This window comes from Cryptosporangium sp. NPDC051539 (assembly GCF_044454545.1).
Classification (GTDB): Bacteria; Actinomycetota; Actinomycetes; order Mycobacteriales; family Cryptosporangiaceae; genus Cryptosporangium.
In genome coordinates this window covers 15,601-42,168 of record NZ_JBITDV010000006.1, presented here as the reverse complement: position 1 = coordinate 42,168, position 26,568 = coordinate 15,601, and the positions used below count along the sequence as shown (strand labels likewise).

Genomic DNA, 26,568 nt, shown 5'->3' with positions numbered 1-26,568 from the left:
CTCCCGGTCAGATCGGCGAGGCGGTGGCGGCGAGGTTGTCGAGCTTGGTGCGCATGTCGTCGAGCGCCTGCCCGGCCTCGGTGAGGCCCGCCATCGTGGCGCCGACCGCGGAGCCGGTGACGGTCTCGAAGTTCGACCCGGAGCCGGAGTACCAGCCCGCCGGGTCGTAGGCCGCGCTGTCGGCCGCCGCCGCGTACTGGGCCTGCGGCTGCAGGGACTGGTATTCGGCGCTGTCGCGGTACGGCAGCCAGGCCGGGATGTGGCCCCCCTCGGCCCAGGTCTTGCTCTGGTCGAGCAGGTTGCGGACGAACTTCAGCGCCCGGTCGAGCCGGGCCGGCGTCAGCTTCGGGCTCTTGGGGACGACGAGCGTGTGCGAGTCGGCCTGCACGGCGTACGGGCCTTCGTCGAAAACGTGCGGGAACAACGTCATCGAGAACGGTGTCTTCGCCGTCTGGAACGTCGTGATCTCCCACTCCCCCTGGAAGAGGAACGCGGTCCGGCCGGCCGCGAAGTCGGCGATCGAGCCCTGGTAGTCGGTCGCCTCGGGGAACAGGCCGCTCTTGGTCAGCCCACGCAGGAACGTCAGCGTCCGTAGCGCCTTCGCGTCGTCGAGCACGACCTTCGTGCCGTTGTCGGCCAGGATCTGACCGCCGAGCTGGGAGTAGAGCGATTGGAACGCGCGCCAGGCCGTCACGACCTCGGAGCCGAGCGCGATCGCGCCGGCGTACCCTCCGCTGGCGGTCTTCGCCTTCTTCATGGCGTCCATGAAGGCCGCTTCGCCCTTGATCGGCTTGAGCAGGTTGTCGGCGCCGAGCAGGCCGGCCCGCTTGCAGATCTCGGTGTTGTAGAACATCACGAACGGGTGCGTGTCGAGGGGGATCACGTACGACTTGCCGTCGACCAGACCGGCCTGCCAGACCTTGCTGTTGAACTTGTCGGCGGACAGGCCGGCCCGCTCCAAGGCGTCCGGAGTCAGCTCCTGCAGCAGGTCACCCTCGACCATCGACTTGGCCCGGGTCAGGTGGGCGACCGCCACGTCCGGCGGCTTGTTCCCGACCGTCGCCAGCGACAGCTTCGTGTAGTACGGGTTGCCCCAGTTGAACGTGGTGCCCTTCAACGTGATGCCCGGGTTCTGCTTCCGGTAGGTGTCCAGCATCGACTGCATGCGGACGCCGTCCCCGCCGCCGAACAGGTCCCAGTACTGCAGCGTGTCGGCGGATTCGCCGGCGGTCGACAGCCCGTCGAGTACCGAGCCGCAGCCGCTGAGCGCGGCCAGAGCTCCGACGCCGGCGGCACCGCGGAGCAGAGCTCGTCGGGATAAGGGAGAGGGTCGGGAGAAACGTGGCGGAGAGGTCATCTTTGTCCTTCCCGGGGGTCAGGCAGGCGGGGCAGTGGATTCGCGGACGACGAGTTCGACCGGGAGCAGGTTCTTGCGGTCGGTGGGTTCACCCCGGATGCGGGCGAGGAGCAGCGCGGCGGCGCGCGCACCGGTCGCCTCGAACGGCACCCGGACCGTCGTCAGCGGTGGTGCCGCGAACTCGGCCAGCGGCGCGTCGTCGCAGCCGACGATCGACAGCCGGGCCGGCACCGGGATTCCGCGGGTGCGGAGCGCGGACAGCACACCGAACGCCATGTTGTCGTTGTGCACGAAGACCGCGGTGATCGACGGATCGGCGTCCAGCAAATGATGGGTGGCCTCGGCGGCGTCGCGGGCCTCCCAGCCGGTCGGGTGGATCCGGTGGCCGGGAAGCTCGACCCCGGACGCGGCGAGCGTCGCCCGGAAGCCGTCGAGACGGCTGACCACGACGCGGCGGCCGGTCGGGCCGGTGATCGTGCCGATCGCCCGGTGGCCGAGGGCCAGCAGGTGCTCGGCCGCGAGCACTCCGGTCTGCCGGTGGTCGGACCCGACGGCGGGGACGCCGCCGCCGGGGATGTGGTTGAGCGTCACGGCCGGCAGCGGTCCGCGGAGGTACTCGCCGATGCCGACGTCGCCCTCCAGGCTCGGGGCGATGACGAGGACGCCGCTGACGCGGTGTTCCTGCAGGGTCCGCAGCGGTTCCTGGCGCCCGGGACCGGTCGTGGTCACCAGCGCGGCGTGGCCCTCTCGCTCGATCGCCTGCTGGGCGGCGACGACGAACCGGGAGAGCGCGACGTCGGAGAAGTCGTCGGCGAGGATACCGACGGTGAGCGAGTCGCGGCGCACGAGGCCGCGGGCGAGCGCGTTCGGGACGTACCCGAGTTCGCGGGCCGCATCGAGGATTCGCTCGCGGGTGGCCGCGGAGACGACTGCGGAATTTCCGTTGAGGACCTTGCTGGCGGTCTGGAAGCTGACCCCGGCGCGCTCGGCCACGTCTTTCAACGAGACGTACACGGGGTCACCTCATTTCGCGCATGTGACCGCAAACATCCTCTAGGCGAACGTTCGCGTAAGGCAGGATGGGGCCAATGCGCCGGACGTGTCAAGGATCACGCCGCTCGTCCGAAGCGGCTCCGCCCCCGACGACGTGCCCGTACGGACGCGAGTTCCGGGCTAGCGTTCGGGCATGCCCTCACCGCGCTCGACGCCGAAGCGAAGTGCCGGACTGCTGGTGTACCGGACGAGCGGTGGGCGGCCGGAGGTGCTGCTCGGGCACATGGGCGGCCCGTTCTGGGCCCGCAAGGACGCCGCGGCCTGGTCGGTACCGAAGGGCGAGTACGAAGGCGACGAGACGCCCGAGGCGGCGGCCCGGCGGGAGTTCCTGGAAGAGCTCGGCCTGCCCGCGCCGGACGGCGCGCTGCTGCCGCTCGGCGACGTGAAGCAGTCCAGCGGCAAGGTCGTGACGGTGTGGGCGATCGAGGGTGACCTCTCCCCCGACGACGTCGTACCCGGCACGTTCACGACCGAGTGGCCACCGCGCTCCGGCCGCATGCAGGAGTTCCCGGAACTCGACCGGGTGGAGTGGTTCGATCTGGACACCGCACGCGAGAAGCTGATCAAGGCCCAGGTCACGTTCCTGGACCGGCTGGCCGAGGCACTCGAGTGACCGACCAGCAGATCGGCTTCGTGGCCGCGCCCGGCGGCCGGGTCGCGTACGCCGAGGTCGGCAGCGGCCCACCGCTCGTACTGCCGACGCCGTGGATCAGCCATCTGGAGCGCGACTGGGAGGGGCCGGAGTTCCGGGCGTTCCTCGGTGCGCTGGCCCGCACGCACCGGGTGATCCGGTACGACCGGCTCGGCTGCGGGCTGTCCGATCGTCCCGCGCTGACCGGGGCGCTGGCGCCGAGCGTCCCGAACGACACCGCGGTGCTGTCGGCGGTCATCGACGGCCTCGGGCTGGCGGAGACCGCGCTGTTCGGGTTCTCGATCGGCGCGTGTGCCGCGCTCTGCTACTCCGCCGCGCACCCCGGGCGAATCACCCGGCTGGCGATCTCCGGCGGCTACGCGGACGGCGCGCGCACCGCACCGGAGGCGCTGCGGGCCGCGATCCTGGCGACGATCCGCGCGCACTGGGGCGCCGGATCGCGCGTGCTGGCCGACGTCTGGATGCCGGGCGTGGACGCGTCGGTGCGCGAGGGGTTCGTGCGGCTCCAGCGAGACGCCTCCGACGGCGAGACCGCGGCAGCGGTGCTGGCCGCGGTCTACGACGTCGACATCCGGGACGTGCTCGGCGCGATCCGGGCTCCGACGCTGGTGCTGCACCGGCGCGGCGACCGCGCGATCCCGTTCGAACTGGGCCGCGAGGTCGCCGCGGCGATTCCCGGTGCTCGCCTGGTGCCCCTGGACGGCAACATCCATCCGCCCTGGCTCGGCGACTCCGCCCCGGTGCTCGGCGCGCTGCTGCCGTTCCTGGCCGCCGACGTCCCGGGGGCCGAGCCGTCGCCGTCCGGAGACAGCACGGCCCTCACCGAGCGGGAACGCGAGATCCTCCGGGAGGTCGCCGCCGGGCGGAGCGACGCCGAGATCGCGGCCGAACTCGTGCTCAGCACCCACACCGTGCACCGGCACGTCGCCAACATCCGCCGCAAGCTCGGCCAGCCGTCGCGGGCGGCGGCGGCGGCCACCGCGATTCGCCTCGGCCTGATCTGAGCGGGGCGCTCAGCACGCCCAGACGTCGTCCCCGATCGACCCGACCACCAGCGGCGCCACGATCTTCGGCATCCCGGTCCAGGTCTCCTCCTTCAGCGCGGCGACGCTGAACCCGGCGTCGGTCAGGAGCCGGACCGTCCCCTGGTCGCACCGGCAGCCACCCGCGAACGCCTTCCACGGCCGGGCCGAGCGGCGCTGCCACCGGGCCAGCCGACTCCCGGCCGGCGCGCTGACGTGCTCGATCAGCAGCAACCGCCCGCCCGGCCGCAGCACCCGCCGCACCTCGGTCAGCGTCGCGGCCGGATCCTGAACCGTGCACAGCACCAGCGTCGACACGACCGCGTCGAACGCGGCGTCCGGGAACGACAGCGCCTCGGCGCGGTCCGGCGACACCGTCACCGGGTAGCTCGTCCGGACCCGTCCGGCCCGCCGCTGCAGCCGGGCCCGCATCGCGGCGTCCGGCTCGGACACGGTCAGCGTGGTGAGCTTCTCCGGGTAGTGGCCGAGGTTGAGCCCGGTGCCCGCGCCGAGTTCCAGCACGTCACCCTTGGCGGTCGCGAGCAGTTCGGCCCGCTGCCGTCCCATCGTCCGCTTCTCGCCGAGCGCGAGAAACGGGTCGTAAACCGCCGCGAAGGCGCGGTTCAACAGCATCATGACTCCTGCGATATCACTCGATCGGATATCCCAGTTGTACGCAGCGACGACCACCCGCCGCGTCCCGAGAACCGGCCATCTCCGTGCGATGGCCCGAACCGGCCACCCGGCTCTACTCGGCGGCGGTGAGGGCCAGAACGCGCTCGGGTGACGCGGCCACGGACGCTCGGCGCGCTCGGTGCCGCGACCACCAGGCGTGTGCCAGCCCCAGCGCTCCGACCAGTGCGACCAGCCCGACCGACAACAGGAACGCGGGCGACCCCGGATGGCTCGCCGATGCCCCGACCAGCACGTACGCCGTCGTGCTGGGCACGATCGCGGCCGCGGTTCCCAGCACGAACGGCAGCATCTTCACGGTCGTCGCCCCGAACAGGTAGTTCAACAACCCGAACGGAAACACCGGCAGGATCCGCGCATAGACCACGGCGCGCGTCCCGTCCCGGTCGAGCCACGACTGCAGCCGCGTCAGCCGCGCGTCCGGCCCCGCCGCCTGCGTCCGCCCGGCCAGGAACGGACGCCCGAGCCAGCGCCCGAGCAGGAACGCCACCGACGCGCCGATCACGATGCCGCACAACGCGGCGCCCACCGCTACCACCGGCGGCAGCAGCAGCCCGGCCAGCAACGCCGGCACGCCGCGCGGCGCCATCACCACCGACGTCACCACCGCGACCGCGGCCACCCCGATGGGCGTCCACGGGCCGGCGTCCGCCACGAAAGAGCGGAGAGCCGACGGCTCAGGCACGCCGTAGGTGAGCAGGAACCCCACCAGGACGATCAGCAGAACGCCGAGCGCCACCGCTCGGACCACCGGGGAGATCACTGAGGCAGGTCCCTCCGCAGCGCCGCGGCGCCTCGTAGGTACACGTGGTGCAGGTCGGCGCGGGGCCGGTCGACCTCGGCGTGCGCCATGATGCGGAGCACCCGGGGCATCGCCCCGGGTACCCCGATCTCGGTCGTGCACAGCAGCGGGACGTCGGTGAATCCGAGCAGCCGCGCGGCGTATGCCGGGAACTCGGCGTCGAGGTCGGGCGTCGCCGTGAAGATGACGCTGATCAGGTCGTCGGGCGTGATCGCGTTGCGGTGCATGACCGCTTTGATCAGTTCGGTCGTGCCCTCGAGAATCGCGTCGCGCGTGTTCTCGTCGACCTGGATCGCTCCGCGAAGTGCTCTGACCGCCACCCCGGCAGCCTAACCGAGGCGCACTACAGCCCGACCTCCGAGTGCAGCTGACCGATCTCGGCCTGGCTGAGGTGCCGCGCCTTGCCCGGTTTGATGTTGGCCAGCTTGATCGGGCCGATCGCCGTCCGGACCAGGCGGCTGACCGGGTGCCCGACCTCCTCGAGCAACCGCCGGACGACGTGCTTGCGGCCCTCGTGGATCACGACCTCGACGAGCAGCTTGCCGGGCAGGTTGTCGACGACGCGGAAGTCGTCGACCTTGACGATCCCGTCCTCGAGCTCGACGCCTTCCAGCAGACGCTTCTTCACGTCGCTGTGCATCGGGCCCGGTACCTCGGCCAGGTACGTCTTGAGCACCCCGTAGGAGGGGTGGGTGAGCCGGTGCGAGAGCGCGCCGTCGTTCGTGAGCAGCAGCAGCCCCTCGGACTCGGCGTCGAGCCGCCCGACGTGGAACACCCGGACGTCGCGGTCGGCCACGTAGTCGCCGATGTTCAGGCGGCCTTTGTCGTCGGTCATCGCGGACAGCACGCCGGTCGGCTTGTTGAACGCCATGTAGACCATGCGGTCGTCGACGATGACCCGCTGGCCGTCGACGTGGATCACCGCGGTCAGCGGGTCGACCCGCTTGCCCTGCACCGTGACGATCTTGCCGTCGACGCTGACCCGCCCCTGCTCGATCAGCTCCTCACAGGCGCGGCGCGACCCGATGCCCGCTGCCGCCAGCACCTTCTGCAGGCGCTCGCCTTCCTTGGGCTCGTCGAGCTTCGCGGCCCAGTTCGGGTCGCCCTCTTCTTCTTCCCACACGTCCTGGTACGGACGATTGTCAGTGGCGGCCTTGCCGCGGCCGACCGTGCGCGAAGCACTCCGGGGGGCCGGAGCGCCGTCGCGGCCGAGCGGCTCCGAGGAACTCGCGCGCCGAGGCGTCTCCGCCGATCGTGAACCCCCGGTGCGCGGTGCGCCGCCACCGGTGCGGGAAGCGCCACCTGTGCGGGAGCCGCCACCCGTGCGGGAGGCGCCTGTGCGCGGGGCACCGTCCCGGCCTCCGCCGGTGCGGGGTGCGCCGTCACGGCCAGCGCCGTCACGGCCAGCGCCGTCACGGCCAGCGCCGTCACGGCCACCGACCTCGCGGCCGGCGCCGTCGCGGCCGCCACCGGCGGAGCGCCGAGGAGCGGCTCCCCGGCCCGAGCCGCCGCCGCTTCCACCCCGGCCGGCGCCGCCGCCGGAGCCGCTGCCGCCGGAGCCGCTGCCGGTTCGACGGGGGGCGTCGTCACGAGCCCCGCCGTCGCCGGTCGCGCGGCGGGGCGCGTCCGAGCGACCCGCGCTCTCACGGCGGGAGCCGGCGCCGCTCCCGCGGCGTGCGTCGGTGCCGCGCGAGGCGGCGTCCCCTGTGCGACCGCTCCCGCGGGGCGTGGGGTTACGACGCGGCGATGACATCATCCAGGGCATCCATTCCGGGCAGCAGCGGCGCGAGGGCCGGCAGTTCATCCAATGAGTTGAGGCCGAGCTTCTCGAGGAACAACGTGGTCGTACGGAACTGGTACCCACCGGTCTCCGGATCGGTACCACATTCCTCGATCAACCCGCGGGACAGCAGCGTCCGGATCACCCCGTCCACCGAGACGCCCCGGATCGCCGCCACCGACGACCGGGTGACCGGTTGCTTGTAGGCGATCACGGCCAGCGTCTCGAGCGCGGCCTGGGTGAGCCGGGCCTGCTGGCCCTCCAGCACGAACCGTTCCACGTACGGCGCGTATTCCGAGCGCGTGTAAAGGCGCCAGCCACCGGCGACCTGGCGCAGCTCGAAACCACGGCCGGCCTCGTCGTACTCCCCGGCGAGGCCCCGGAGTGCGGTGGTCACGTCGGGCACCGGACAGCCCAGGGTCTGCGCGAGCAGCCCTTCGGTCACCGGTTCGTCGACGACCATCAGGATCGCCTCGAGCGCCGGTTCGATCCGGTCACGCTCGGGTTCCGGCGATCCGAAAAGCACGCCTTCCTCGTTCACCCACGTTCCTTCGTCTCGATCTCGGGGGCCGAGCGGCTGGCAGGCACCGCCGGAATCCCGTCGCCGGCCTGCACCTCGTCCGTGCCGTACTCGTCGATTTCGACCGCCTCGCGCTCGCCACCGCCTACCCAGCGTACGTGGAGTTCGCCCAGCGGCTCGACCTGGTCGAAATGCAGCACGCCCTCGCGGTAGAGCTCCAGCAGCGCCAGGAACCGGGCGACGATCTCCAGCGTGGTGGTGCAGTCCGAGCACAACGCCCGGAACGACGCCTGGCCCAGACGGGTCAGCTTCTCCCGCAGGATCGCCGCGTGCTCCCGCACCGAGACCCGCGGCGCGTGGATGTGGTCGATCGACACGGTCGGTACCGGCTTCGGCGACATCGCCTTGACCGCGAGTGCCGCGAACTGTTCCGGGCCGAGCCCGAGCAGCACCTCCGGCATCGCCGCCGCGAACCGGGGCTCGAGTTGCACCGCCCGGGGCCAGCGGGTCGCACCCTCTTGCTCGCGCTCGGAGATGAACGACGCCACCTGCTTGAACGCCCGGTACTGCAGCAGACGCGCGAACAGCAGGTCACGGGCTTCCAGGAGAGCCAGGTCTTCCTCGTCCTCGACCTCGGCGGACGGCAGCAGCCGGGCCGCCTTCAGGTCCAGGAGCGTCGCCGCGATCAGCAGGAACTCGCTGACCTGTCCGAGGTCCCAGTCGTCGCCCATCGCCCGGATGTGCGCGATGAACTCGTCGGTGACCTGGCTGAGCGCGACCTCGGTGACGTCCAGCTTGTGCTTGCTGATCAGCTGGAGCAGCAGGTCGAACGGGCCCTCGAAGTTGTCGAGACGGATGTGGAACTTCTCGCCGTACCCCGACCCCTGCGGCGGAGCCGCCTCCGGCAGCAGCGGCGGCGGAGCCTCCTCCGGCGGCGCCTCGGCGTCGGGCGGGCTCTCGGTCACAGCAGAACCGTACCGTCAACCCCAGAGCAGCAAGAACGGCCAACACACGATGTCGAGCAGGAACAGGAACAGCGGCAGGCCCCGGAACAGCGGCAACAGCATCCCGGCGAGCAGGATCGCGATGCCGACGTTCTGGTCCTCGAGCCAGTACCGGGCCTTCTGGAATCCGGTTCCGGGACGCCGCACCGCGTGCCGCAGCAGCCCCCAGCCGTCCAGCGGCGGCAGCGGCACCAGGTCGAGCAGCCCGAAACACAGCATCCCGACGGCGAACGACAGCAGGAACAGCTCGACGCTGGTGCCACCGACCAGGTCGCCGCGCAGGACGCTGGACGCGCTCAGCGAGCCGAGCGACACCGGGCCGGCGACTACGATGAACGACAGGAACGCGAGCTGGGACGCCACGAGCACCGCGACCGGGCCGGCCAGCAGTACCCGCAACGGCGCCGGCGCCATCCCGGCGTCTTCCACCCGCTTGCCCCAGCCGGTGCCGCCCACCACGGCGGCGACCACCCCGAAGATGTCCACGTCGCGCCGGACGTCGACGAGCTTGCCGCCGGAACGCCGGGGCACGTCCCAGCCCGCGGGCACCCGCCTGCGCTGGACGAGCCGGATGGCGACCACCCGGATCGCCAGCCCGAGGACGAACGCCAGCAGCAGGCCGGCCAGCGCTACCGGCGACTGGAGCGCGAACAGCACGTCAGTGGCCGCTCGCGAGCCGCCGGACGAGCAACGAGTGCTCTCCGTTCGCGTCGTACTCCGCCAGCGCTATCGCGATCGCCTCCCGGACGATACGGCCGCGGTCGATGCCGATGCCGTGACGAGCCCGTAGGTCCAGCCGGGTCCGCTCGAGTTCGAGCAGCTCACCGGAGGACAGGTACACGGTGATCTTCTCATCGTGCCGCTGCCGGCCGCTCGGAGACCGCGGCGACGCGCGGATCGGCGTCACATCCGCCGGAGGACCGTCCGCCCTCGGGAGCGGGCGCGGCGACGCCGGAGGCGCCGAACGAGGCGGAGCCGGACGGGACGCACCTGCGGGCGTCCCCCCGATCACCTCGACCGTGCTGGCACCGGAGGGCGTGGTCGTCATCCGGAACAGCTCGGACGCGCCGGGGAGTTGAACCCGTCGCCTCACCTGTCGAGCACCTCGCGGGCCAATGCCCGGTACGCCTTCGCACCACCGGACCCGGGAGCCCAGGTGGTGATCGGCTCGCCGGCCACCGTCGTCTCCGGGAACCGCACGGTGCGCGAGATCACCGTGTCGTACACCTTGTCGCCGAACGCTTCCACGACGCGGGACAGTACCTGGCGAGAGTGGACGGTGCGCGAGTCGTACATCGTCGCGAGGATGCCGTCGAGCTCGAGATCGGGGTTGAGCCGGTCTTTCACCTTGTCGATCGTGTCGATGAGCATCGCCAGACCACGCAGCGAGAAGAACTCGCACTCGAGCGGGACGATGACGCCGTGGGCCGCGGTGAGCGCGTTGACGGTCAGCAGGCCCAGCGACGGCTGGCAGTCGATCAGGATGTAGTCGTAGTCGTCCCTGACCTGGCGGAGCGCGCGTTCCAGCGTCTGCTCCCGGGCCACCTCGCTGACCAGCTGCACCTCGGCAGCGGACAGGTCGATGTTGGACGGCAGTAAGTCGAGACCGGTGACGTTGGTCTTGACCAGCACGTCCTCGGTCCGGATGCCGGACTGCATGAGCAGGTTGTAGACCGTGAGCTCGAGGTCGTAGGCGTTGACGCCCAGACCGACCGAGAGCGCGCCCTGCGGGTCGAAGTCGACGAGCAGCACACGCTGATCGCACTCGGCCAGCGCGGCACCGAGGTTGATCGTGCTCGTCGTCTTGCCGACGCCGCCTTTTTGATTGCACAGCGCGATGATCCGGGCCGGGCCATGGCCTTCTTTGGGCGCGAGGGCTTCGTCCGGGCGGCGGTCACGCCGCGGCTCGTGGACGATGCCCAGCGCTGCCAGGTCAAGGGTGGCCTGTTCCAGAGCGCCCGCGTCGTCGCTCATCACCGGGTTCGTTGACATCTCACCAGCTCCCGCCGCCGAACTTGCAACGGAACCCTAGGGAGCCGGTGGGGCCAACGCAAAGATTGTCGATAAAACCGCAAGTCGCTCGGCGTGTCGTTCCGCGACCGCGACCGCACGGTGCGCGGTCCTTTGTGTCCTACGCAGGCGCGACGGTGATCTGGCCGACGTCGACCCGGACCGAAACCGCCCGTTTCGACGATGCCGAGACCGGCACGGTGATGTCGGTGTCGCCGACCTCGGTGTGGGTCTGCACGGCGTAGGGGCCGGCGCCGGGAAGCCGCAGCGAGACCGCCCCGGTGTTCGTGGTGACCGCGACCTTGTCGGGAGCCGTGGCGTACCCGAGGTCGACGTCGCCGACGTCCAGCCGGACGTCCGTGGACTTGTTCCTCGAGCGGTGCGTGGTGACCTGCCCAGCGTCGATCCGGACGTCGAAGGAGGCCGCCAGGCCGGTCGTCTCGACCTTTCCGGCGTCGACGTCCACTTTCAGCGCGGTGCCGGCGGGCATCGTCACCCGGTACTCGACCTTGCACGCCTTCTTGCCCTCGCATCCCGGCGAGTCGAGCGTCAGGACGCCGTCGTCCACCCGGTGCCGGGTTTCCGGCCGGTCGCCCCGGTAGCGGACGACCTCGTCCACGGACACCGGCCCGTTGCCGGCCACCACGTCGAGCGTGACGCCGTCGCCCGCCACCGACAGCGTCCGGACGTCGCCGGTGACCTCGTAGTGCTCGTCGTGCCTCTCCCGCAGCATCTGATCGCAGCCGCTGAGCAGCGCCGCGGCCGCGACCAGTCCTACGACCGCCGCGATCCGTCCACCCGTGCGCGCGTCCATCGCCGACCTCCTCGTGTCGGCACCCAGAGTCTCGGCAAACCCGGCCCGGCCCCATCCGGACTCGCCCCGGTTCGACCCGGATCCGGCTCTCAGGGGTTACCCGGGGGTTCGGCCGGGTCGCCTCGGCCTCGGCCACGGCGAGCTGCTGGCCCGGGAAACGCCGGCCTAGCCCAGGGCCCTCGGGTGGGCCGCCGCGTAGGCCTCGCGCAGGCGGTCGGCCGTGACCAGCGTGTAGATCTGGGTCGTGGCCACCGACGCGTGCCCGAGCAGTTCCTGCACGACCCGGACGTCGGCGCCGCCGTCGAGCAGGTGCGTCGCGAACGAGTGCCGGAGCGTGTGCGGCGAGACCTTCCCGCCGAGCCCGGCCCGCCCGGCCGCGGCCGCGAGGATCCCCCAGGCACCTTGGCGGGTCAGGCCTCCGCCGCGGGCGTTGAGGAACAGCGCCGGTGTGCCCCGGCCGGCGGTGGCCAGCGCCGGGCGGGCGCGCACCAGGTAGGCGTCGACCGCGCGCCGGGCGTACGACCCGATCGGCACCAGCCGGCTCCGGTCGCCCTTGCCGGTGAGGACCACCGTGTCCCGCTCGCCGTCGGGCGGGGGGACGTCGTCGACGACCAGGCCGACCGCCTCGGAGATGCGCGCCCCGGTGCCGTACAGCAATTCGAGCAGCGCCCGGTCGCGGAGCACGAGCGGCCCGCCGTCGGCCGGCCCGGTGGCGTCCAGAAGGGCTTCCATCTCCGACAGGGGCAACGCCTTGGGCAACCGGCGCGCGGGCGTGGGGGGCCGGACGTCGCGGGCCGGGTCCGTGCCGGCGCGGCCGTCACGGACCGCGAACCGGTGCAGGCCGCGGACCGCCACCACCGCCCTGGCCGCGGAGGAGGCGGCGAGCGGCGGATGCTCGTCGTCGCCGGCCCGGAGCGAGGCGAGGAACTCGCCGACGTCCCGCTCCCCGACCCCGGCCAGGCCGTCGATGCCCCGCGACCGGAGGAACGCGACGTACCGGCCGAGGTCGCGCCGGTACGCCGTCAGCGTGTTGCGGGCGAGGTTGCGCTCCACCGCGAGGTGGTCGAGATACCCCCGGACGGCTGCCTCCATGGGGTCAGGCTAGGACCTCCGCCAACGGCAGTACCGAACGCCCGTGCGCGGCCGCCACCGGCTCGTAGACGACCTGGCCGGCGTAGGTGTTCAGGCCCAGTGCGAGTGCCGGATCCGCTCGCAGCGCGTCCTTCCAGCCGTGGTCGGCCAGCGTCAGCACGTACGGCAGCGTGACGTTGGTCAGCGCGTACGTCGACGTGTGCGGCACCGCGCCCGGCATGTTCGCGACGCAGTAGAACACCGACTCGTGCACCCGGTAGGTCGGGTCGGCGTGCGTGGTCGGGCGCGAGTCCTCGAAGCAGCCGCCCTGGTCGATCGCGATGTCGACGAGCACGCTGCCCGGCTTCATCTCGGCGACCATCGCGTTCGTGACCAGCTTGGGCGCTCGGGCCCCCGCCACCAGCACCGCACCGATGACCAGGTCGGCGTCCATGATCGCGCGCTCGATCTCGTAGCTGTTGGACGCGACGGTCTGCAGGTGCCCCTGGTAGATGCGGTCGGCGGCGCGCAGCTTGTTGATGTCGGTGTCGAGCAGCAGCACCTCGGCCTGCATGCCCAGCGCGATCGCCGCCGCGTTCATCCCGGACACCCCGGCGCCGATCACGACGGTCTTCGCCGCGTACACGCCCGAAACGCCGCCCATCAGCGTGCCGCGCCCGCCGCCGGAGGCCATCAGGTGGTAGGCGCCGACCTGCGGTGCGAGCCGCCCGGCGACCTCGCTCATCGGCGCCAGCAGCGGGAGCGACCGGTCGGGCAGTTCCACGGTCTCGTACGCGATGCCGGTGATCTTCCGGTCGACCAGCGTGTCCGTGCATTCCTTCGACGCGGCCAGGTGCAGGTACGTGAAGAGCGTCTGCCCCTCCCGCATCCGGTCGTACTCCTCCGCGATCGGCTCCTTGACCTTGAGCACGAGGTCGGCCTCGGCCCAGACCGCCTCCGGACCGTCCACGATCCGCGCGCCCGCGCCGGCGAAATCGGCGTCGGTCAGCGAGGACCCCAGCCCCGCTCCGCCCTCGACCGCGACGTCGTGCCCGTGCCGGACGAGTTCCTGGACGCCGGCCGGCGTGAGCGCCACCCGGTACTCATGGTTCTTCACCTCTGCCGGAACACCGATCTTCACGTAGGCCACCTTCCTTCGACGAGGCTCGGCGCGGCTGAGTCTAAGCCTCGAGTTGGTTGTTCCGGACCACCGAAACCGAGGCTTTTCATGCCCTTAACCACGGAAACAGCGACTCCCCGCGCGAGGTTACAATGGTTTCTTCTGTCCGGGAAGGAAAAGACCGTGAGATCGGGCGTTCGAGCCGCCTCTCGGCCGGTTGTGTGGAGAAACCATGACGGTCAGCGAGAACGCCCTCCGTGATGCGTGAGGGAACGATCGGAGCGAACGTCACATATCGCCGGTCAATGAGACAGTTATCGGACACGAATTAACTGGTGTCGCCTACCCGATCGTCTGACGTAACCAAAGGTCGCTACGCTGCGGCGCCATGACCTACTCTCCACCTCCTGGCCAGTACCCCGGCGGTCAGCCGGGCGGGTACCCCGGCGGTCAGCCGGGCGGCTACCCGGGCGGACAGCCCGGCTACGGCGACGTTGACCCGGCAACCGGCCTTCCGTACTCCGACAAGTCGAAGCTCATCGCAGGCCTGCTCGGCATCCTGCTCGGCAGCTTCGGCGCGGGCCGGTTCTACACCGGTCACACCGGCATCGCGATCGGTCAGATCGCGGCGACGTGGCTCACGTGTGGCCTCGGTGCGCTGTGGCCGCTGATCGACGGGATCATGATCCTCGTCAACGGCGGCACCGACGCGCAGGGCCGCCCGCTGCGTCCCAACTGAGCATCCCCGTTCCCAGCGCCGCGCCCCCTGGGGGCGCGGCGCTCTATTTTTTCCCGGCGGGCCGCCGACTTTTCCGGCGGGCCGCCGACGCAGCGGGGCCGGAGACAGCCCCGCCGAGAATCGTCAGACCCGGGACGGGCGCGCGGCCCAGGGGGCGTTCACGCCTCGCAGGCCCTTCCAGCCGCGGGCCCGGGCCGCCGTCGCGGCGAGGATTCCGGCCGCCGCGGCGGCGTTCTCGATCGTTCCGGCCAGGACCAGATCGACCGCCTCGTCGAGGCCGAACCAGCGGGTCGTCATCCCGGCTTCCTCGTCGGTCCGGGTGAACCGCGCCTCCGCCGGCACCGGCGACAACCCCCGCGCCAGATACAGCCGGATCGCCTCGTCCGACGCCCCCGGCGTCGTCAGCAGATCCACCAGCACCTCGAACCGCGCGGCCCGCAGATCCGCCTCCTCCGCCAGCTCGCGTCCGGCGGACACCACCGCCTTCTCACCGTCGACGTCCAGCAGGCCGGCGGGCAGCTCCCACAGCTCACGCCCCACCGGATGCCGGTACTGGTGCACCAGCAGAACCCGGTCGGCGTCGTCGACCGCCACGACCCCGACCGCGCCCGGATGCCGCACCCAGTCACGCAGCGCCGTACCCCCGCCGGGCATCGTCACCTCGTCGGTCACGACGTCGATCACCCGGCCGGACGAGAACTGCGGCGTCCGGGACACCACGGAGTACGTCACGACAGCGCACCGGCGGGCGTGTCCTGCACCGGCACCTCGACCGGCAGCCGACCGGCGTCGTTGTACTCCAGCGCCGCCGCCACGAACGACCGGAACAGCGGGTGGGCGCGGGTCGGCCGGGATTTGAACTCCGGGTGCGCCTGGGTCGCGACGAAGTACGGGTGCTGCTCGCGGTCGAGCTCGATGAACTCCACCAGCGTGCCGTCCGGCGACGTGCCCGAGAACTCCAGCCCGACCGACGTCAGCTGCTTGCGGTAGGCGTTGTTGACCTCGTACCGGTGCCGGTGCCGCTCGGAGGCGCTCGTGGACCCGTACGCCTCGGCCACGACGCTGCCCGGCACCAGCGCGGCCGGGTACGCCCCCAGCCGCATCGTCCCGCCCATGTCCCGATCGCCGGCCACCACGTCCTTCTGGTCGGCCATCGTCGAGATCACCGGGTGCGGCGCGTCCGGCGTGAACTCGGTCGAGTCCGCGCCCTCGAGCTTGGCCAGCGACCGGGCCACCTCGATCACCATGCACTGCAGCCCGAGACACAGGCCCAGCGTCGGGATGCGGTTCTGGCGGGCGAACTTGATCGCGCCGAGCTTCCCGTCGATGCCCCGGACGCCGAAGCCACCCGGAATCAGCACCCCGTCGACGTCGGCCAGGGCTTGCGCCGCACCGGCGGGCGTCGCGCACTTGTCGGCCGGGACCCAGCGGATGTTGACCTTCGCGTAGTTGGCGATGCCCCCCGCGCGCAGCGCCTCGGTCACCGACAGGTAGGCGTCGGGCAGGTCGATGTACTTCCCGACCAGCGCGATCGTCACCGCGTGGTGCGGCCGGTGGACCCGGTCGAGCAGGTCGTCCCAGCGGGTCCAGTCGACGTCACGGAACGACAGGTTGAGCCGGCGCACGACGTACGCGTCCAGACCCTCGCGGTGCAGCACCTTCGGGATGTCGTAGATCGAGGCGGCGTCGGAGCAGGAGATCACCGCGTCCGCGTCGACGTCGCACATCAGGCTGATCTTGCGTTTGAGCGCCTCCGGGATCTCCCGGTCGGACCGGCAGATGATCGCGTCGGGCTGGATGCCGATGTTGCGCAGCGCGGCCACCGAGTGCTGGGTCGGCTTGGTCTTCAGCTCGCCGCTCGGCGCCAGGTACGGCACCAGCGAGACGTGCAGGAACAGCACGCGGTCCCGGCCCACGTCGTGCCGGACCTGCCGGATCGCCTCCAGGAACGGCAGCGACTCGATGTCACCGACCGTGCCGCCGACCTCGGTGATCACGACGTCGGGCACGACGCCGTCCGGACCGGCGGCGGCCATGCTGCGGATCCGTTCCTTGATCTCGTTCGTGATGTGCGGAATGACCTGGACCGTGTCGCCCAGGTACTCACCGCGGCGTTCCTTCGCGATCACCCGGCTGTACACCTGGCCGGTGGTGACGTTCGCGTTCGCACGCAACTGCGTGTCGAGGAACCGTTCGTAGTGACCGACGTCGAGGTCGGTCTCGGCCCCGTCCTCGGTGACGAACACCTCTCCGTGCTGGAAAGGATTCATCGTGCCGGGATCGACGTTGAGATACGGATCCAGCTTCTGCATCACGACCCGCAACCCGCGAGCGCTGAGCAGATTGCCCAGACTGCTCGCGGTCAGACCTTTACCGAGCGAGGATGCGACTCCCCCGGTGACGAAGACATGCGTGGTCGCCTGCGACGACAGCGACAAGGGGACTCCCGCGGTAATGGCGCGGCCTGGTGGCCCGCGCGCCCACGGAATTTCACGGTAACACGTCTGCGGTGGCCTCCGCGGAGCGCGCGGGCGTGTCCGCCGGTTTCCCGCCGTCGGTTTCACCCGCCGTGGTCACCTGGTTGCTGCCCGGCGTTCCCTGTCCGTTCTTGTGTTCGACGCCTGCCACGGCGCCATCGGGGTCGGTTCGTCCGTCGGGTGACGGGTCGGAACCGAACTTCACCGATGGGGCCGGTCGCAGCCACGCGGCCACCGCCGCCGGCAGCGCGACGAGCGCGGCGTTCAGCGGGATCGCGATCCCGGAGTCGTTGACGGCGAATCCCACCAGGCCGAGGACGACGACGACACGGAGACCCGTCCGCAGCCCGGGGTGAGCCACGTAGGCGGCCCGGAGACCGGCCGGTGGTCGGAATACCCCAGCCGCCGCGATCACGAGCAGCACAGCGGCTGTGATCGTGTGCGGCCCGGCGAACAGCAGGTCGAGGTTGGCCCGGACCTTGCGGTCGACCGTGGCCAGACCGTCGCCGTCGAGGACGGTCGCGACGAACCGGCCGAAGTGCGTGCGGTCTTCCTCCGGACGCAGGTAGTCGGCGGTCGCCAGCATCGCCACCAGCCCGGCCCCGGCGCCGAGTACGGCCGCGGCCTTCCCGGTGGTGACCTTCCGCCCGGCGACCAGCAGTGCCAGCACGCCGAACGCCGGGACCAGCGTGAGGATCCCGCCGAAGTCGGTGCCCCAGCCGGGCGAGCCCTCGACCACGATCACCGGTACCGCCACCGCGAGCGCCACCGCGACCGCCGACCGGGGCGGGCGTCCGGTCGCCAGCGCTGCCGCCAGCAGCAGTGCCGAGGCCCCGAGCACCGCGAACGCGACGTTGCCGAAGCCCACGAACCGCCCGGCCTCCAGCGCGGTGTAGCCGAGCAGGCTGTTGAGCTGCAGGCGGGCGCCCGTCATCACGTCGGCGAGCAGCACCAGGACCGTGATCGCGCTGACCGCGGCCATCCGCCCGGACGCCGTCCGCCCCCACGGCGGAGCGATCGCGATCGCGGTGACGATCGCCAGCGCCCCCAGGATCGTGGCCGCGAGCGCGGGTGCCGGCGGATCGGCCCGCCACCAGGGGACGAGGTTCGCCAGGAACGTGGCCACCGGAAACGCCCCCAGGGCGGTCACCGCGACCGAGAGCCACCCCCGAAGCGAGCCACCGGCCGGGTGGTGCCCGGAGACAGCGGCGGGATGCCGGTCGGTGCCGGCGGCCGGGAGCCGGTCGGTACCGGCGGCCGGGAGCCGGTCGGTGCCGGAAGCCGGATGCCGGTCGGTCGCGGCGGGGTGCCGGTCGGTGGCGGCGGGGTGCAGGTCGGAGGCAGCGGCCGGGAGCCGATCGGCGGCAGCGGGATGCCGGTCGGCGGCAGCGGCGGGGTGCAGGTCCGAGGCGGCGGCCGGGAGCCGGTCAGTCGCGGCGGGGTGCCGGTCGGAGGCGGCGGCCGGGTGCGGGCCGGCGGCAGCGGTTGGGAGCGGGTCGGGGTCGGCGGTCGGGTGCGGGCCGCTTTCGGGCGCCGGGTGCCCGCCGGGGTCGGGGGCCGAGGGCCGAGGGCGGTCGGCCGAGTGCCGGTCGGTGGCGGCGGTCCACCAGCGGCGGCGGGGTGTGCCGGCGGTCGGACGGCGGCGGAGCACCGCCGCCGCTAGGCCGATGACCAGCGCGAACACCACGACGAACCCGGCCAGGAACGGCCCGACGAGGTGCTTGCGCGCCACTGCCGCGGTGTCGGCGTCGACGAGCACCGTGCGGGTCGCGTCGAAGCCTTGCGGGCGGTGCTCCGAGGACTGGAACACCGGTCGCCCGGCGATGTCGTCGGGCACGGTCTGGTTGAGCGCGGCGAGCACGGTCGGAGCCACGTCGACGAGCTGGAGGTACGGCGTGCGCCCGGTGCTCGGCGAACGGAGCCAGCCGCCGTCGAACCCCGGACCGTCGGCGATCGCGACGTGCAGCCGCCCGTCGGTCGCGTCGGTGTCCGCGACCCCGACGACCAGCAACGTCGAGTTCGTCGGCCGGGTGGCGTCGATCTGCGCCAGCGCCGTGTCGACCTGACGCAGCGCGTCGGCGCGCCGGTCGCCGTGAGCCGCGGCGTCCGGGAGCATCCCCAGGTCGACGGCGGTGAACGGACACGCCCGCAGCAGGGGCCCGGGGTCGTCGGGCAACGTCGGCCGGTAGACGTCGACGTTCCCGGACGTGTCGGCGGCGGCCAGCGCTCCCCCGGTGCCGACGGCGCCGGTGCAGTTCAGGCGCGTGCCGAGCAGGCCGGGCTGGGCGCCGAACCGGAGGTTGTGGTTGATCTCGCTCAGTTCGTCCCAGCCGACGACGCTGGCGCCCTTCTTGGTCACCGTGACCGGAGGGGCCGTGCGGGGGCCGCAGCCGGCTCCCGAGTCGATGTCGGAGGGGTCGAGAATCGCCGCCGACCGTCCGGCCCCGAGCGTCAGCCATCCCTCGCCGATACAGGTCACGGCCGGTGCGGCGCGCACCGACAGCGTCCCCACCGATCCCCGGGACGCCAGCTTGGCCAGCGTGGGAGTGCGCTCGGCCGTGACGTCCGACCACTCCAGCCCGGCGACGCCCACGACCACCACCGCGTTCGAACGGATCGTCTCGTCCGCGGGACCCGCCGCCGCCGGAGCGGCCGGCCCGAGCGCGGCCAGCAAACCCACCACCGCGGCGACCCAGCTACGGCGGATCACCGAACCACCCGCCCCAGCGGACTGGCGTCCCGTCGCGGTGCCGGCGGCCGAGCCCGGGACCCGGCCGCCGACAACGAACGGTCGTCGCTCTCACTCACCGTGCCCTCCCCGCCCTCCGCATCAACAATTCCCGCTCCACCGCGCCCCGATCCGCCCTCCGCCGCCGCCCCGCCCTCCGCAGACCCGGCCCCCGCAGACGCAGCCCCCGCAGACGCAGCCGCGGACGTCGCGGATGCGGGCGCCGCAGACGCAGCCGCGGACTTCGCAGACGCGGGCGCCGCAGACGCGGACGTCGCAGACGCAGACGTCGCAGACGCAGACGCCGCCCTGGACCCGGGCCTCGCAGACGCGGGCGCCCCAGACGCGGGCGTCGCGGAGGCGCGCGTCGCAGACGTGGCCTCCCCGAACGAGGGCGCGGCCTCCGGCGCCGCAGCCTCCACAAGCGCGACCTCCGGAGACGCGCCCTCCGCAGGGGCGGGCTTCGCAGGGGCGGGCTTCGCAGGGGCGGGCTCGGGGTCGGCTTGGGTCGGCGGGGGCTCCGTGGGCGCCGGGGCGGGAACGGCTCGGGCGCGTTCCGGGTCGGCGGGATCGGGAGGGGCGGCGGCCGGGGGCGCGGGACGGGACGGGTCGCGACGGACCGTGCGTTGGCCCGCCACCGCGACGCGGATCGTCAGGGCGATGGCCAGCGGCACCGCGACCATCGCGGAGAACGCCGGAACCGCGACGCCGGAGTCGTTCAGCGCGAAGCCGAGGACCGCGGCCACCAGCAGGCCGACCATGCCCGACCGCACCGCCGGGTACAAGCCGAGGACGCGACGCAGGCGGGCGGTCGGCACGAGCAGCACGAACGTCACGAAGACCGCGACCGCGAGTACCAGGAGCGTGAGCTGGCTGGTCAGCAGCAGCGTCACGTTGGCCTCGGCCTTGCGCTGGATCACGGCGCCGGCCGAGCCGTCGAACAGCTGCGCGACGAAGCGCCCGAGGTGCGAGCGGCTCTCTTCCGGGCGGGCGTAGTCGACGGCGGCGAACGCGGTCACGACGGCGAGCGCGGCCACCGCCGCACCCGCCACGACGCCGCCGGACACGCGCCGGCCGCTGAGGCGCACCGCGGCCAGCAGGACGGCCGGCGTGAGCGCGAGGATGCCACCGACGTCGGCGCCCCAGCCGGGGGCACCGACCACCACCACGGCGGCCGCACCGGCGAACGTGAACAGAGTCGGGCGCCGCCAGCCCGGCACGGCCTGGGCCAGGCAGCCCACTCCGAGCAGGACGCCCGCCGCGTAGACGCCGAACGCCAGGTTGCCGAAGCCGGTGAACCGCCCGGCCACCAGCGGTGAGTACCCCGGCAGGGCATTGAGCTGCAGGTTGCTACCGGTCAGCACGTCGGCACCGAGCACCAGCGCGGTGCCGATCGCGACGCAGCCGATCGGGCCGGTCGGGCGCCCGCGCCACGGGCCGCCGTAGGCCAGGCCGGTCAGCCCGGCCACCCCGGCCCCGATCAGCGCGGTCACCGTGAGCAGCGGATGGTCCGAGCGCCACCAGGCGAACACGTTGGCCGCGAAGGCCGCCACCGGCACCGTGGCCAGCGCGACCGCCAGTACTTCGATCGTCTCGATCGCCCGGGGCCAGCGGAACCGCGACGACGCCGGACGGATCGTGCCGGCCGCGGCCACCGCGGCCTGCCAGCGGCTGAACACCACCCGCCAGGAGACGAGCAGCAGCAGGATCACGGCGACGACCATGATCGTGAAGAAGGGCTGGACCAGCGGCCGCTGGGCACCGGCGGCCCTGTCGCGGTCGACCAGCCGGTCGACCTCCGTGGCGGTGTCGGCCGCCTGCGTGCCCGCGCTCAGTACCGAGACACCGGTCATCGCCGGCACCGCGGGCAGCCCGAGCGCGGCGATCGCGGTCGGTGCCACGTCCATCAGCTGGACGAATGGCGCCTTGCTGGTCGTGGGCGACGACAGTTCGGCACCGGGCTGGAACCCCGGCCCCACGGCGAGCGCGACGTGCAGGCGCGGTACCTCGGACGTGTCGGCCACACCGACGACGAGCAGGATCGACCCGGGCGGCCGGGCGGCGTCGACCCGGGCGACGAACGCGTCGGCAGCCGCGGCCTCGGTCGCGCGGGTGTCGGAACCGGCGACGGTCGGCGCTTCGACGACCGTCACCGGGCACCGGGTGAGCAGATCGGCGGGGTCGGCGGGCAGCACGGCCGCGTACCGGTCGATCCGGCCGCTCGGGTGGGCACCGGCGACCGCCGCGCCGCGCCCGACCGCGGTCACGCACCGGACGCCGTCGGCCAGCGCACCCGGCCGGGCGCCCTGGGAGAGCTCGCTGTTGCGGGCGATGATCGCGTTCTGCTGCGGGAGCCGGGCACCGGTGTCGCGGGTGGTGACCGGCGAGTTCAGCGGGAACTCCGCCGGGCAGGTGGCGCCGTGGCGCGGGCCGCGGGCCCGGTTGCCCGCCCCGAGCGTGACCCAGCCGTCGGCCGCGCAGGTCAAGGGCCCGGCCGTGCGGATCGAGAGCGAACCGGCGCTGCCTTCGGCGAGCAGCCGGTCGAGGTTCGGGGTGCGGGCCGCGTCGACGTCGTCCCAGCGCAACCCGGGGACGCCGACGATCACGACGTGGGCGGTCGCGGCCATCACGGCGCGCGGCGCCGCCTGGGGCAGGCCCGGGACCGCGGTGATACCGGTGATCGCGGCGATCACCACCACCGCGCACACCGCGGCGACCCGGAGCAGCAACAAAATGGGCCGCTCCCCCGCCACCCCGATGCCCGGCTTGCCTCTCATAGGCCCGGCCTCGCCGAGCCTCCGGCCGGCGGCAGCCCCGCGGTCCCCAAGCCTCCGGCCGGCGGCAGCCCCGCGGTCTCCGAGCCTCCGGCCGGCGGCAGCCCCGCGGTCTCCGGGGCTTCGCCGGTGAGTTCGTCGTAGACGGCGGCGATCGACGCGGCGACCGTGGCCTCGTCGGGCCAGCCCGCCGCGACCTCCGCGCCCCGTTCGGCCAGCTCACGGGCCGCGTCCGGGTCGGTCAGCAGCGCGCTCACCGCCTCCGCCACCGCGTCCGGGTGGCCGGACGGCACCAGCCGGGCTCCGTCGCCGACCAGGCCGGGCAGCCCGCCGACGGCGGTGGCGACCAGCGGACGCCCGGCCCGTAGCGCCTCTTGCGCGAACAGCTGGCGCGCCTCCCAGTCGCTGGTCACGACGGCGACGTCACACGCGGCGAGCAGGTCGGCGACGTCCGGCCGGTGCCCGAGGAAGCGCACCGGCGCCCCGAGCGCGGCGGCCCGGCGCCGGAGTGCCGACTCCTCCGGACCGCTGCCCGCCACCAGCACCACGGCCGGTGACCAGCGCACGGACGCGTCCACCAGAACGTCGAAACGCTTCTGGGGGTGCAGCCGGCCGACGGCGAGTACCAGCGGGACGTCACCCTCGCCGAGCTCGGCGCGGACCTCGGCGGCCGAGCGGACCGGCGCCGGGAGCACGGGCGCGGCGACCGGCGACGGCCGCACGTCACGGCCGCCGAGCCGCAGCACGCGGCCGACCAGGTCGTCGGAGGCGGTGAGCGTGACGTCGGCCGACCGGGCGACGACGCGCTCGAGCCCGCGCAGCACCGGGTTGCGTGCGTTCTCGCCCATCAGCAGGTTGTGCCAGGTGGTCACGAGCGGACGACGGCCGGCGAGCGCGGCCACCAGGCCGGCGCGGAGGCCGTGGGCGTGCACGACGTCGGGTTTCTCGGCCCGCAGGCGGCGGCGCAGCATCGCGAGCGCGGCGGCGTCTTTCACCGGGTGCGGACGGGCCGGGATCTCGACCGGAGCGAACCCCGCCCCGGCCGCCCGGAAGCCGAACAGCTCCTCGGTGGCGGCCGGGCCGTGCACGTCGACGCGGTGCCCGGACTGCACGAGGTGCTCGGCCAGCGACCGCACGTGCCGCCCGACGCCGCCGGTGCTGGACGCGAGCACCAGCGCTACCCGTGGCCGTGCGCCGCTCACGTCGTCTCTCCTTCATCGCCGGTTCGCTCAGTGGTCCGGTCCAGCATGCCCTGCCGCTCCGGACCGTGTCTCTCGGAGCCCCGCCCCTGGGGATAACCGCGGTCTTGTGGACGAAGCCGCCGGGGCAGCACTCCCGTGGTATCGACGCCGGCCAGCTTCGCCGCGGCCAGGAACAGTGCGGCGAACAGCACTAAAACCACCGCAGCGGTCACCACACCCGACCCGACCACCATCGGAAGCCCGTCCCCGGGCAGCAGCGCGTGCGCCACCGCCCCACCGGCCGCGGCGAGCACGGTCGCCGGCACCAGCGCCACCGCGAGGCGACCGAGGCCGGACAACGCGCCCAGACCGGCCTCGCGCGCGACCAGCACCAGCAGAGCGACGCCCAGCGCGCTCATCCCGATCGTGTTGCCGGCCGCGAGCGCCGCGACCCGGTCGTGAGCCGGGAGCAGAGCCACCAGGACGACGTCCGCGACCGCGGCGACCGCCCAGCCGCCCAGCACCGCGAACGCGGCGGTACCGGCCTTCCCGGCCGCGTACAGGGCGCGGGAGAGGACCGCGAACAGCCCGAACCCGATCAGCCCCGGCGCGAAGAACGCGATACCGGCCGCGACCGCCGGACGGCTGGCGTCGCCGTCTCCGGCCGTGGTGACGAGTACGGCCACCGGCTCGGCCCCGGCGATCATCGCCGCGACGGCCAGCGCACACAGCACGAGCACACCGGTGGTCGTCGTCCGCAGGGTCGCCCGGTAGGCGGACCGGTCGCCCCGGTCCCAGGCCGCCGCCAGCCGCGGGTAGGCCGACGTCGCCAGCGGCACCGCCAGCACCGCCCACGGCAGCAGGTACACGGTCTGCGCCATCGTGTAGACGACGACCGAGCCGTCCGGCGCCGACCAGCGGTTCGCGAGCAGCAGCGCGACCAGCGTCGCCAGCTGCTGGCCGGCCACGACCGCGACGCCGCTGCCGACCAGGCTGCGCACCCGCTCGACCGCTCCGGCCGGGAACCGCAGCGTCGGGCGGATCCGGACGCCGGTGCCCCGCAACGGCACGAGCAGGCTCAGCGACAGCACGACGACGCCGAGCGTGGTACCGACCGCGAGCACGAGCTGGCTCGTCAGCCCCACCTCCGCGGCCGTGTCGGCGCCCGGCTCGAGCCGCCCGTAGACCACGTACGACGCGATCACGGTGACGCTGGAGAGCAGCGGGGCCAGCGCGGGCCCGGCGAACCGGCGGTGCGCCTGCAGCACGCCGGTCAGCACGACACCGACGCCGTAGAGCACGAGCTGCGGCGCGAACACCCGCAGCAGCAACCGGCCGAACGCGCCGTCGGCGGCGGCGGCGTCGGGACCGAGCAGCCCGGCGACGATCGGACCGGCGGCCACCGTGATCACGATCGAGAGCGGCACGAGCAGGAGCAATGCCCAGGTGAGCAGCGCGGACGTGACCTGGTCGACGGTCTGCCGATCGTTGCGGTCGGCGGCACCGGCGAGCAGCGGCACGACGACGGCGGCCAGCGCGCCACCGGCGACGATCTCGAACACGATGTTCGGGATCGTGTTGACGACCTGGTAGATGTCGCCGACACCGTGGTAGCCGACCGCGCCGGTGAACACGACGATCCGGCCGAAACCGATGAGACGGGCCAGCACGGTGAGACCGGCGATCAGCCCGGCCGCCCCGAAAAGCGTGCGCGTCGCCCGGGCCGCGGCTGAGGTCGGCGGCGTCCCGGTCGAGTCGGGCGCCGCCGCGGTATCCGGCACGGTCATCGCCCTCCGGCGCCCGCCCCAGGCTCCCCCGCGTCCCCCGCGCCCGTGACGTCCCCCGCGTTCGGTGCCGCCGTGACCTCGGCCACCGGGGTGGCTGGCGCTTCGACGGCAGGCTCTCGGGAAGGCGGGCGCCGGCCCCACAGGTCCACGGCGTTCAGCGCCGGGGTGCGCGCGATCACCTTCGTGAAGCTGACCCGCTCGCTGGCCGCCATCAGCCCGATCAGCCCGGCGGCGACCAGCGCTTTTCCGGGCCGCCCCAGACGTGCGGCCAGCCCGACTCCGAGCAGGGCGCCGAGTGCGTTCGCCCCGGCGTCCCCCAGCATGCTGCGTTCACCCAGGTCGTCGGGGAGCGCGGCGACCGCAGCACCGGTGACCGCGGCCGCGACCGCGGCGGAACCGTCCCGGTCGGGGCCCGCGACCAGCGGACCGGCCGCCATCAGGCCCACCTTCAACGCCCGCCCCGGCCGCAGGTCGAACAGATTCACGACGTTCGCCGCGCCGGCGATGACGATCGCCGACAACGTGGTGTCGATCGCCCGCCCGAACCCCGACGACCGGCCGGACAGCGCCTGTCCGGCCAGCAGCGCGCTCACCCCGACGCCGGCGATCTTCACCGCGCCCGCGCTCACCCGGCCCTCCTGCAACGCCCGCAGGTGCCCGGCGAACCCCTTGTCACGCTTCTGATCCGGACGCGCGCCCACCACGTCGTCGTACGTCCCCACGGCGGCGGCCCCCAGGCCGGCCACAGCCGCCGCGACCGCCGTCCGGGGCGCACCGGCCAGCGCGCTACCGGTCACGGCCGCCAGCGTGGCTCCCAGCGCCACCGCGGGGCCTTCCGCCAGCGTCACGGCCTCGCCGCGGTGATTGGTGCGGGCCAGTGCCTCGGTCACCGACCCGGGCAGACGCGAACTCGCGCGCTGCGCGGCGCCCGTCGTCACCCCGGCCAGTACCGCGGTGACAGTACGACGTGCGGACAGCACGTTC

At 73.1% G+C, this 26,568-nt stretch carries 24 protein-coding genes; 3 read left to right on the top strand and 21 right to left on the bottom strand.

The genetic code is table 11. From position 1 onward, the window contains the following. Window positions 1-7: 7 nt before the first annotated feature. Together ACIBZJ_RS19365 and ACIBZJ_RS19360 are read right to left on the bottom strand one after the other, a co-directional pair. A complete protein-coding gene (locus tag ACIBZJ_RS19365; RefSeq protein WP_395931353.1) occupies window positions 8-1,357 on the bottom strand; it encodes an extracellular solute-binding protein in 1,350 nt (449 codons plus the stop codon). A gap of 18 nt (window positions 1,358-1,375) precedes the next feature. Then, window positions 1,376-2,371 carry a LacI family DNA-binding transcriptional regulator gene (locus ACIBZJ_RS19360; protein WP_395931351.1) on the bottom strand — a complete coding sequence of 332 codons (996 nt, stop codon included), beginning with the start codon at window positions 2,369-2,371 and terminating at the stop codon, window positions 1,376-1,378. A 172-nt stretch (window positions 2,372-2,543) separates the two neighbouring features. Here ACIBZJ_RS19360 and ACIBZJ_RS19355 point away from each other — a divergent pair, with 172 nt between their 5' ends. Continuing rightward, a complete protein-coding gene (locus tag ACIBZJ_RS19355; RefSeq protein WP_395931349.1) occupies window positions 2,544-3,023 on the top strand; it encodes an NUDIX domain-containing protein in 480 nt (159 codons plus the stop codon). Further along, window positions 3,020-4,066: an alpha/beta fold hydrolase gene (locus tag ACIBZJ_RS19350; RefSeq protein WP_395931347.1), complete on the top strand. Its 1,047-nt coding sequence runs from the start codon at window positions 3,020-3,022 to the stop codon at window positions 4,064-4,066. The genes ACIBZJ_RS19355 and ACIBZJ_RS19350 overlap by 4 nt, the downstream gene beginning before the upstream one ends. Window positions 4,067-4,075: 9 nt before the next feature. On the opposite strand, the gene ACIBZJ_RS19345 is transcribed toward ACIBZJ_RS19350, so the two are convergent. The 12 genes from ACIBZJ_RS19345 to ald all read right to left on the bottom strand — a co-directional run bounded on the left by ACIBZJ_RS19345 (window position 4,076) and on the right by ald (window position 13,919). After that, the gene (locus ACIBZJ_RS19345; RefSeq protein ID WP_395931345.1) at window positions 4,076-4,720 is read right to left on the bottom strand and encodes a class I SAM-dependent methyltransferase; all 645 of its coding nucleotides are present in this window, start codon (window positions 4,718-4,720) and stop codon (window positions 4,076-4,078) included. Window positions 4,721-4,832: 112 nt separating this feature from the next. Next, entirely contained in the window at window positions 4,833-5,540 is a 708-nt protein-coding gene (locus ACIBZJ_RS19340) for a TVP38/TMEM64 family protein (RefSeq protein WP_395931343.1), read from the bottom strand. Next, a complete protein-coding gene (aroH, locus tag ACIBZJ_RS19335; protein WP_395931341.1) occupies window positions 5,537-5,899 on the bottom strand; it encodes a chorismate mutase in 363 nt (120 codons plus the stop codon). The genes ACIBZJ_RS19340 and aroH overlap by 4 nt, the downstream gene beginning before the upstream one ends. A 23-nt stretch (window positions 5,900-5,922) precedes the next feature. Continuing rightward, the gene (locus ACIBZJ_RS19330) at window positions 5,923-6,702 is read right to left on the bottom strand and encodes a pseudouridine synthase (protein WP_395931339.1); all 780 of its coding nucleotides are present in this window, start codon (window positions 6,700-6,702) and stop codon (window positions 5,923-5,925) included. A 610-nt stretch (window positions 6,703-7,312) separates the two neighbouring features. Continuing rightward, window positions 7,313-7,900 carry an SMC-Scp complex subunit ScpB gene (gene scpB, locus ACIBZJ_RS19325; protein WP_395931337.1) on the bottom strand — a complete coding sequence of 196 codons (588 nt, stop codon included), beginning with the start codon at window positions 7,898-7,900 and terminating at the stop codon, window positions 7,313-7,315. Further along, on the bottom strand, window positions 7,897-8,844 hold the full coding sequence (locus ACIBZJ_RS19320) for a segregation and condensation protein A (RefSeq protein WP_395931335.1): 948 nt from the start codon (window positions 8,842-8,844) through the stop codon (window positions 7,897-7,899). Before ACIBZJ_RS19320 ends, scpB begins: the two co-directional genes overlap by 4 nt. Before the next feature lie 15 nt (window positions 8,845-8,859). Next, window positions 8,860-9,540 carry a hypothetical protein gene (locus ACIBZJ_RS19315; protein WP_395931333.1) on the bottom strand — a complete coding sequence of 227 codons (681 nt, stop codon included), beginning with the start codon at window positions 9,538-9,540 and terminating at the stop codon, window positions 8,860-8,862. Between the two features lies 1 nt (window position 9,541). Further along, the gene (locus ACIBZJ_RS19310) at window positions 9,542-9,976 is read right to left on the bottom strand and encodes a cobyrinic acid a,c-diamide synthase (protein ID WP_395931331.1); all 435 of its coding nucleotides are present in this window, start codon (window positions 9,974-9,976) and stop codon (window positions 9,542-9,544) included. Continuing rightward, on the bottom strand, window positions 9,973-10,875 hold the full coding sequence (locus tag ACIBZJ_RS19305; RefSeq protein WP_395931329.1) for a ParA family protein: 903 nt from the start codon (window positions 10,873-10,875) through the stop codon (window positions 9,973-9,975). The genes ACIBZJ_RS19310 and ACIBZJ_RS19305 overlap by 4 nt, the downstream gene beginning before the upstream one ends. Before the next feature lie 139 nt (window positions 10,876-11,014). Continuing rightward, window positions 11,015-11,707 (bottom strand): DUF4097 family beta strand repeat-containing protein, encoded by a 693-nt coding sequence (locus ACIBZJ_RS19300; RefSeq protein ID WP_395931327.1) that lies wholly within the window; start codon window positions 11,705-11,707, stop codon window positions 11,015-11,017. Window positions 11,708-11,872: 165 nt separating this feature from the next. Further along, on the bottom strand, window positions 11,873-12,799 hold the full coding sequence (locus tag ACIBZJ_RS19295; protein WP_395931325.1) for a site-specific tyrosine recombinase XerD: 927 nt from the start codon (window positions 12,797-12,799) through the stop codon (window positions 11,873-11,875). Between the two features lie 4 nt (window positions 12,800-12,803). After that, window positions 12,804-13,919, bottom strand: coding sequence for an alanine dehydrogenase (ald, locus tag ACIBZJ_RS19290; RefSeq protein ID WP_395931323.1), 1,116 nt, complete (start codon window positions 13,917-13,919; stop codon window positions 12,804-12,806). Between the two features lie 367 nt (window positions 13,920-14,286). On the opposite strand from ald, the gene ACIBZJ_RS19285 reads away from it, so the two are divergent. Continuing rightward, window positions 14,287-14,637, top strand: a complete 351-nt coding sequence (locus tag ACIBZJ_RS19285; protein ID WP_395931321.1) for an NINE protein — start codon at window positions 14,287-14,289, stop codon at window positions 14,635-14,637. A gap of 123 nt (window positions 14,638-14,760) precedes the next feature. Here the strand turns inward: ACIBZJ_RS19285 and ACIBZJ_RS19280 are convergent, their stop codons facing one another. The 7 genes from ACIBZJ_RS19280 to ACIBZJ_RS19250 are packed head-to-tail and all read right to left on the bottom strand — an operon-like array spanning window position 14,761 to window position 26,564. Continuing rightward, window positions 14,761-15,369 carry an NUDIX domain-containing protein gene (locus ACIBZJ_RS19280; RefSeq protein ID WP_395931319.1) on the bottom strand — a complete coding sequence of 203 codons (609 nt, stop codon included), beginning with the start codon at window positions 15,367-15,369 and terminating at the stop codon, window positions 14,761-14,763. Then, window positions 15,366-17,075 carry a CTP synthase gene (locus ACIBZJ_RS19275; protein WP_395931317.1) on the bottom strand — a complete coding sequence of 570 codons (1,710 nt, stop codon included), beginning with the start codon at window positions 17,073-17,075 and terminating at the stop codon, window positions 15,366-15,368. Before ACIBZJ_RS19275 ends, ACIBZJ_RS19280 begins: the two co-directional genes overlap by 4 nt. 52 nt (window positions 17,076-17,127) lie before the next feature. Beyond that, complete coding sequence (locus tag ACIBZJ_RS19270) at window positions 17,128-19,824, bottom strand: hypothetical protein (RefSeq protein ID WP_395931315.1); 2,697 nt, start codon at window positions 19,822-19,824, stop codon at window positions 17,128-17,130. Next, a complete protein-coding gene (locus ACIBZJ_RS19265; RefSeq protein WP_395931313.1) occupies window positions 19,821-22,619 on the bottom strand; it encodes a hypothetical protein in 2,799 nt (932 codons plus the stop codon). Before ACIBZJ_RS19265 ends, ACIBZJ_RS19270 begins: the two co-directional genes overlap by 4 nt. Next, window positions 22,616-23,818: a glycosyltransferase family 4 protein gene (locus ACIBZJ_RS19260; RefSeq protein ID WP_395931311.1), complete on the bottom strand. Its 1,203-nt coding sequence runs from the start codon at window positions 23,816-23,818 to the stop codon at window positions 22,616-22,618. The genes ACIBZJ_RS19265 and ACIBZJ_RS19260 overlap by 4 nt, the downstream gene beginning before the upstream one ends. Continuing rightward, entirely contained in the window at window positions 23,815-25,584 is a 1,770-nt protein-coding gene (gene murJ, locus ACIBZJ_RS19255; protein ID WP_395931309.1) for a murein biosynthesis integral membrane protein MurJ, read from the bottom strand. Before murJ ends, ACIBZJ_RS19260 begins: the two co-directional genes overlap by 4 nt. Beyond that, a complete protein-coding gene (locus tag ACIBZJ_RS19250) occupies window positions 25,581-26,564 on the bottom strand; it encodes a hypothetical protein (protein WP_395931307.1) in 984 nt (327 codons plus the stop codon). The genes murJ and ACIBZJ_RS19250 overlap by 4 nt, the downstream gene beginning before the upstream one ends. Between the last annotated feature and the right edge of the window lie 4 nt (window positions 26,565-26,568).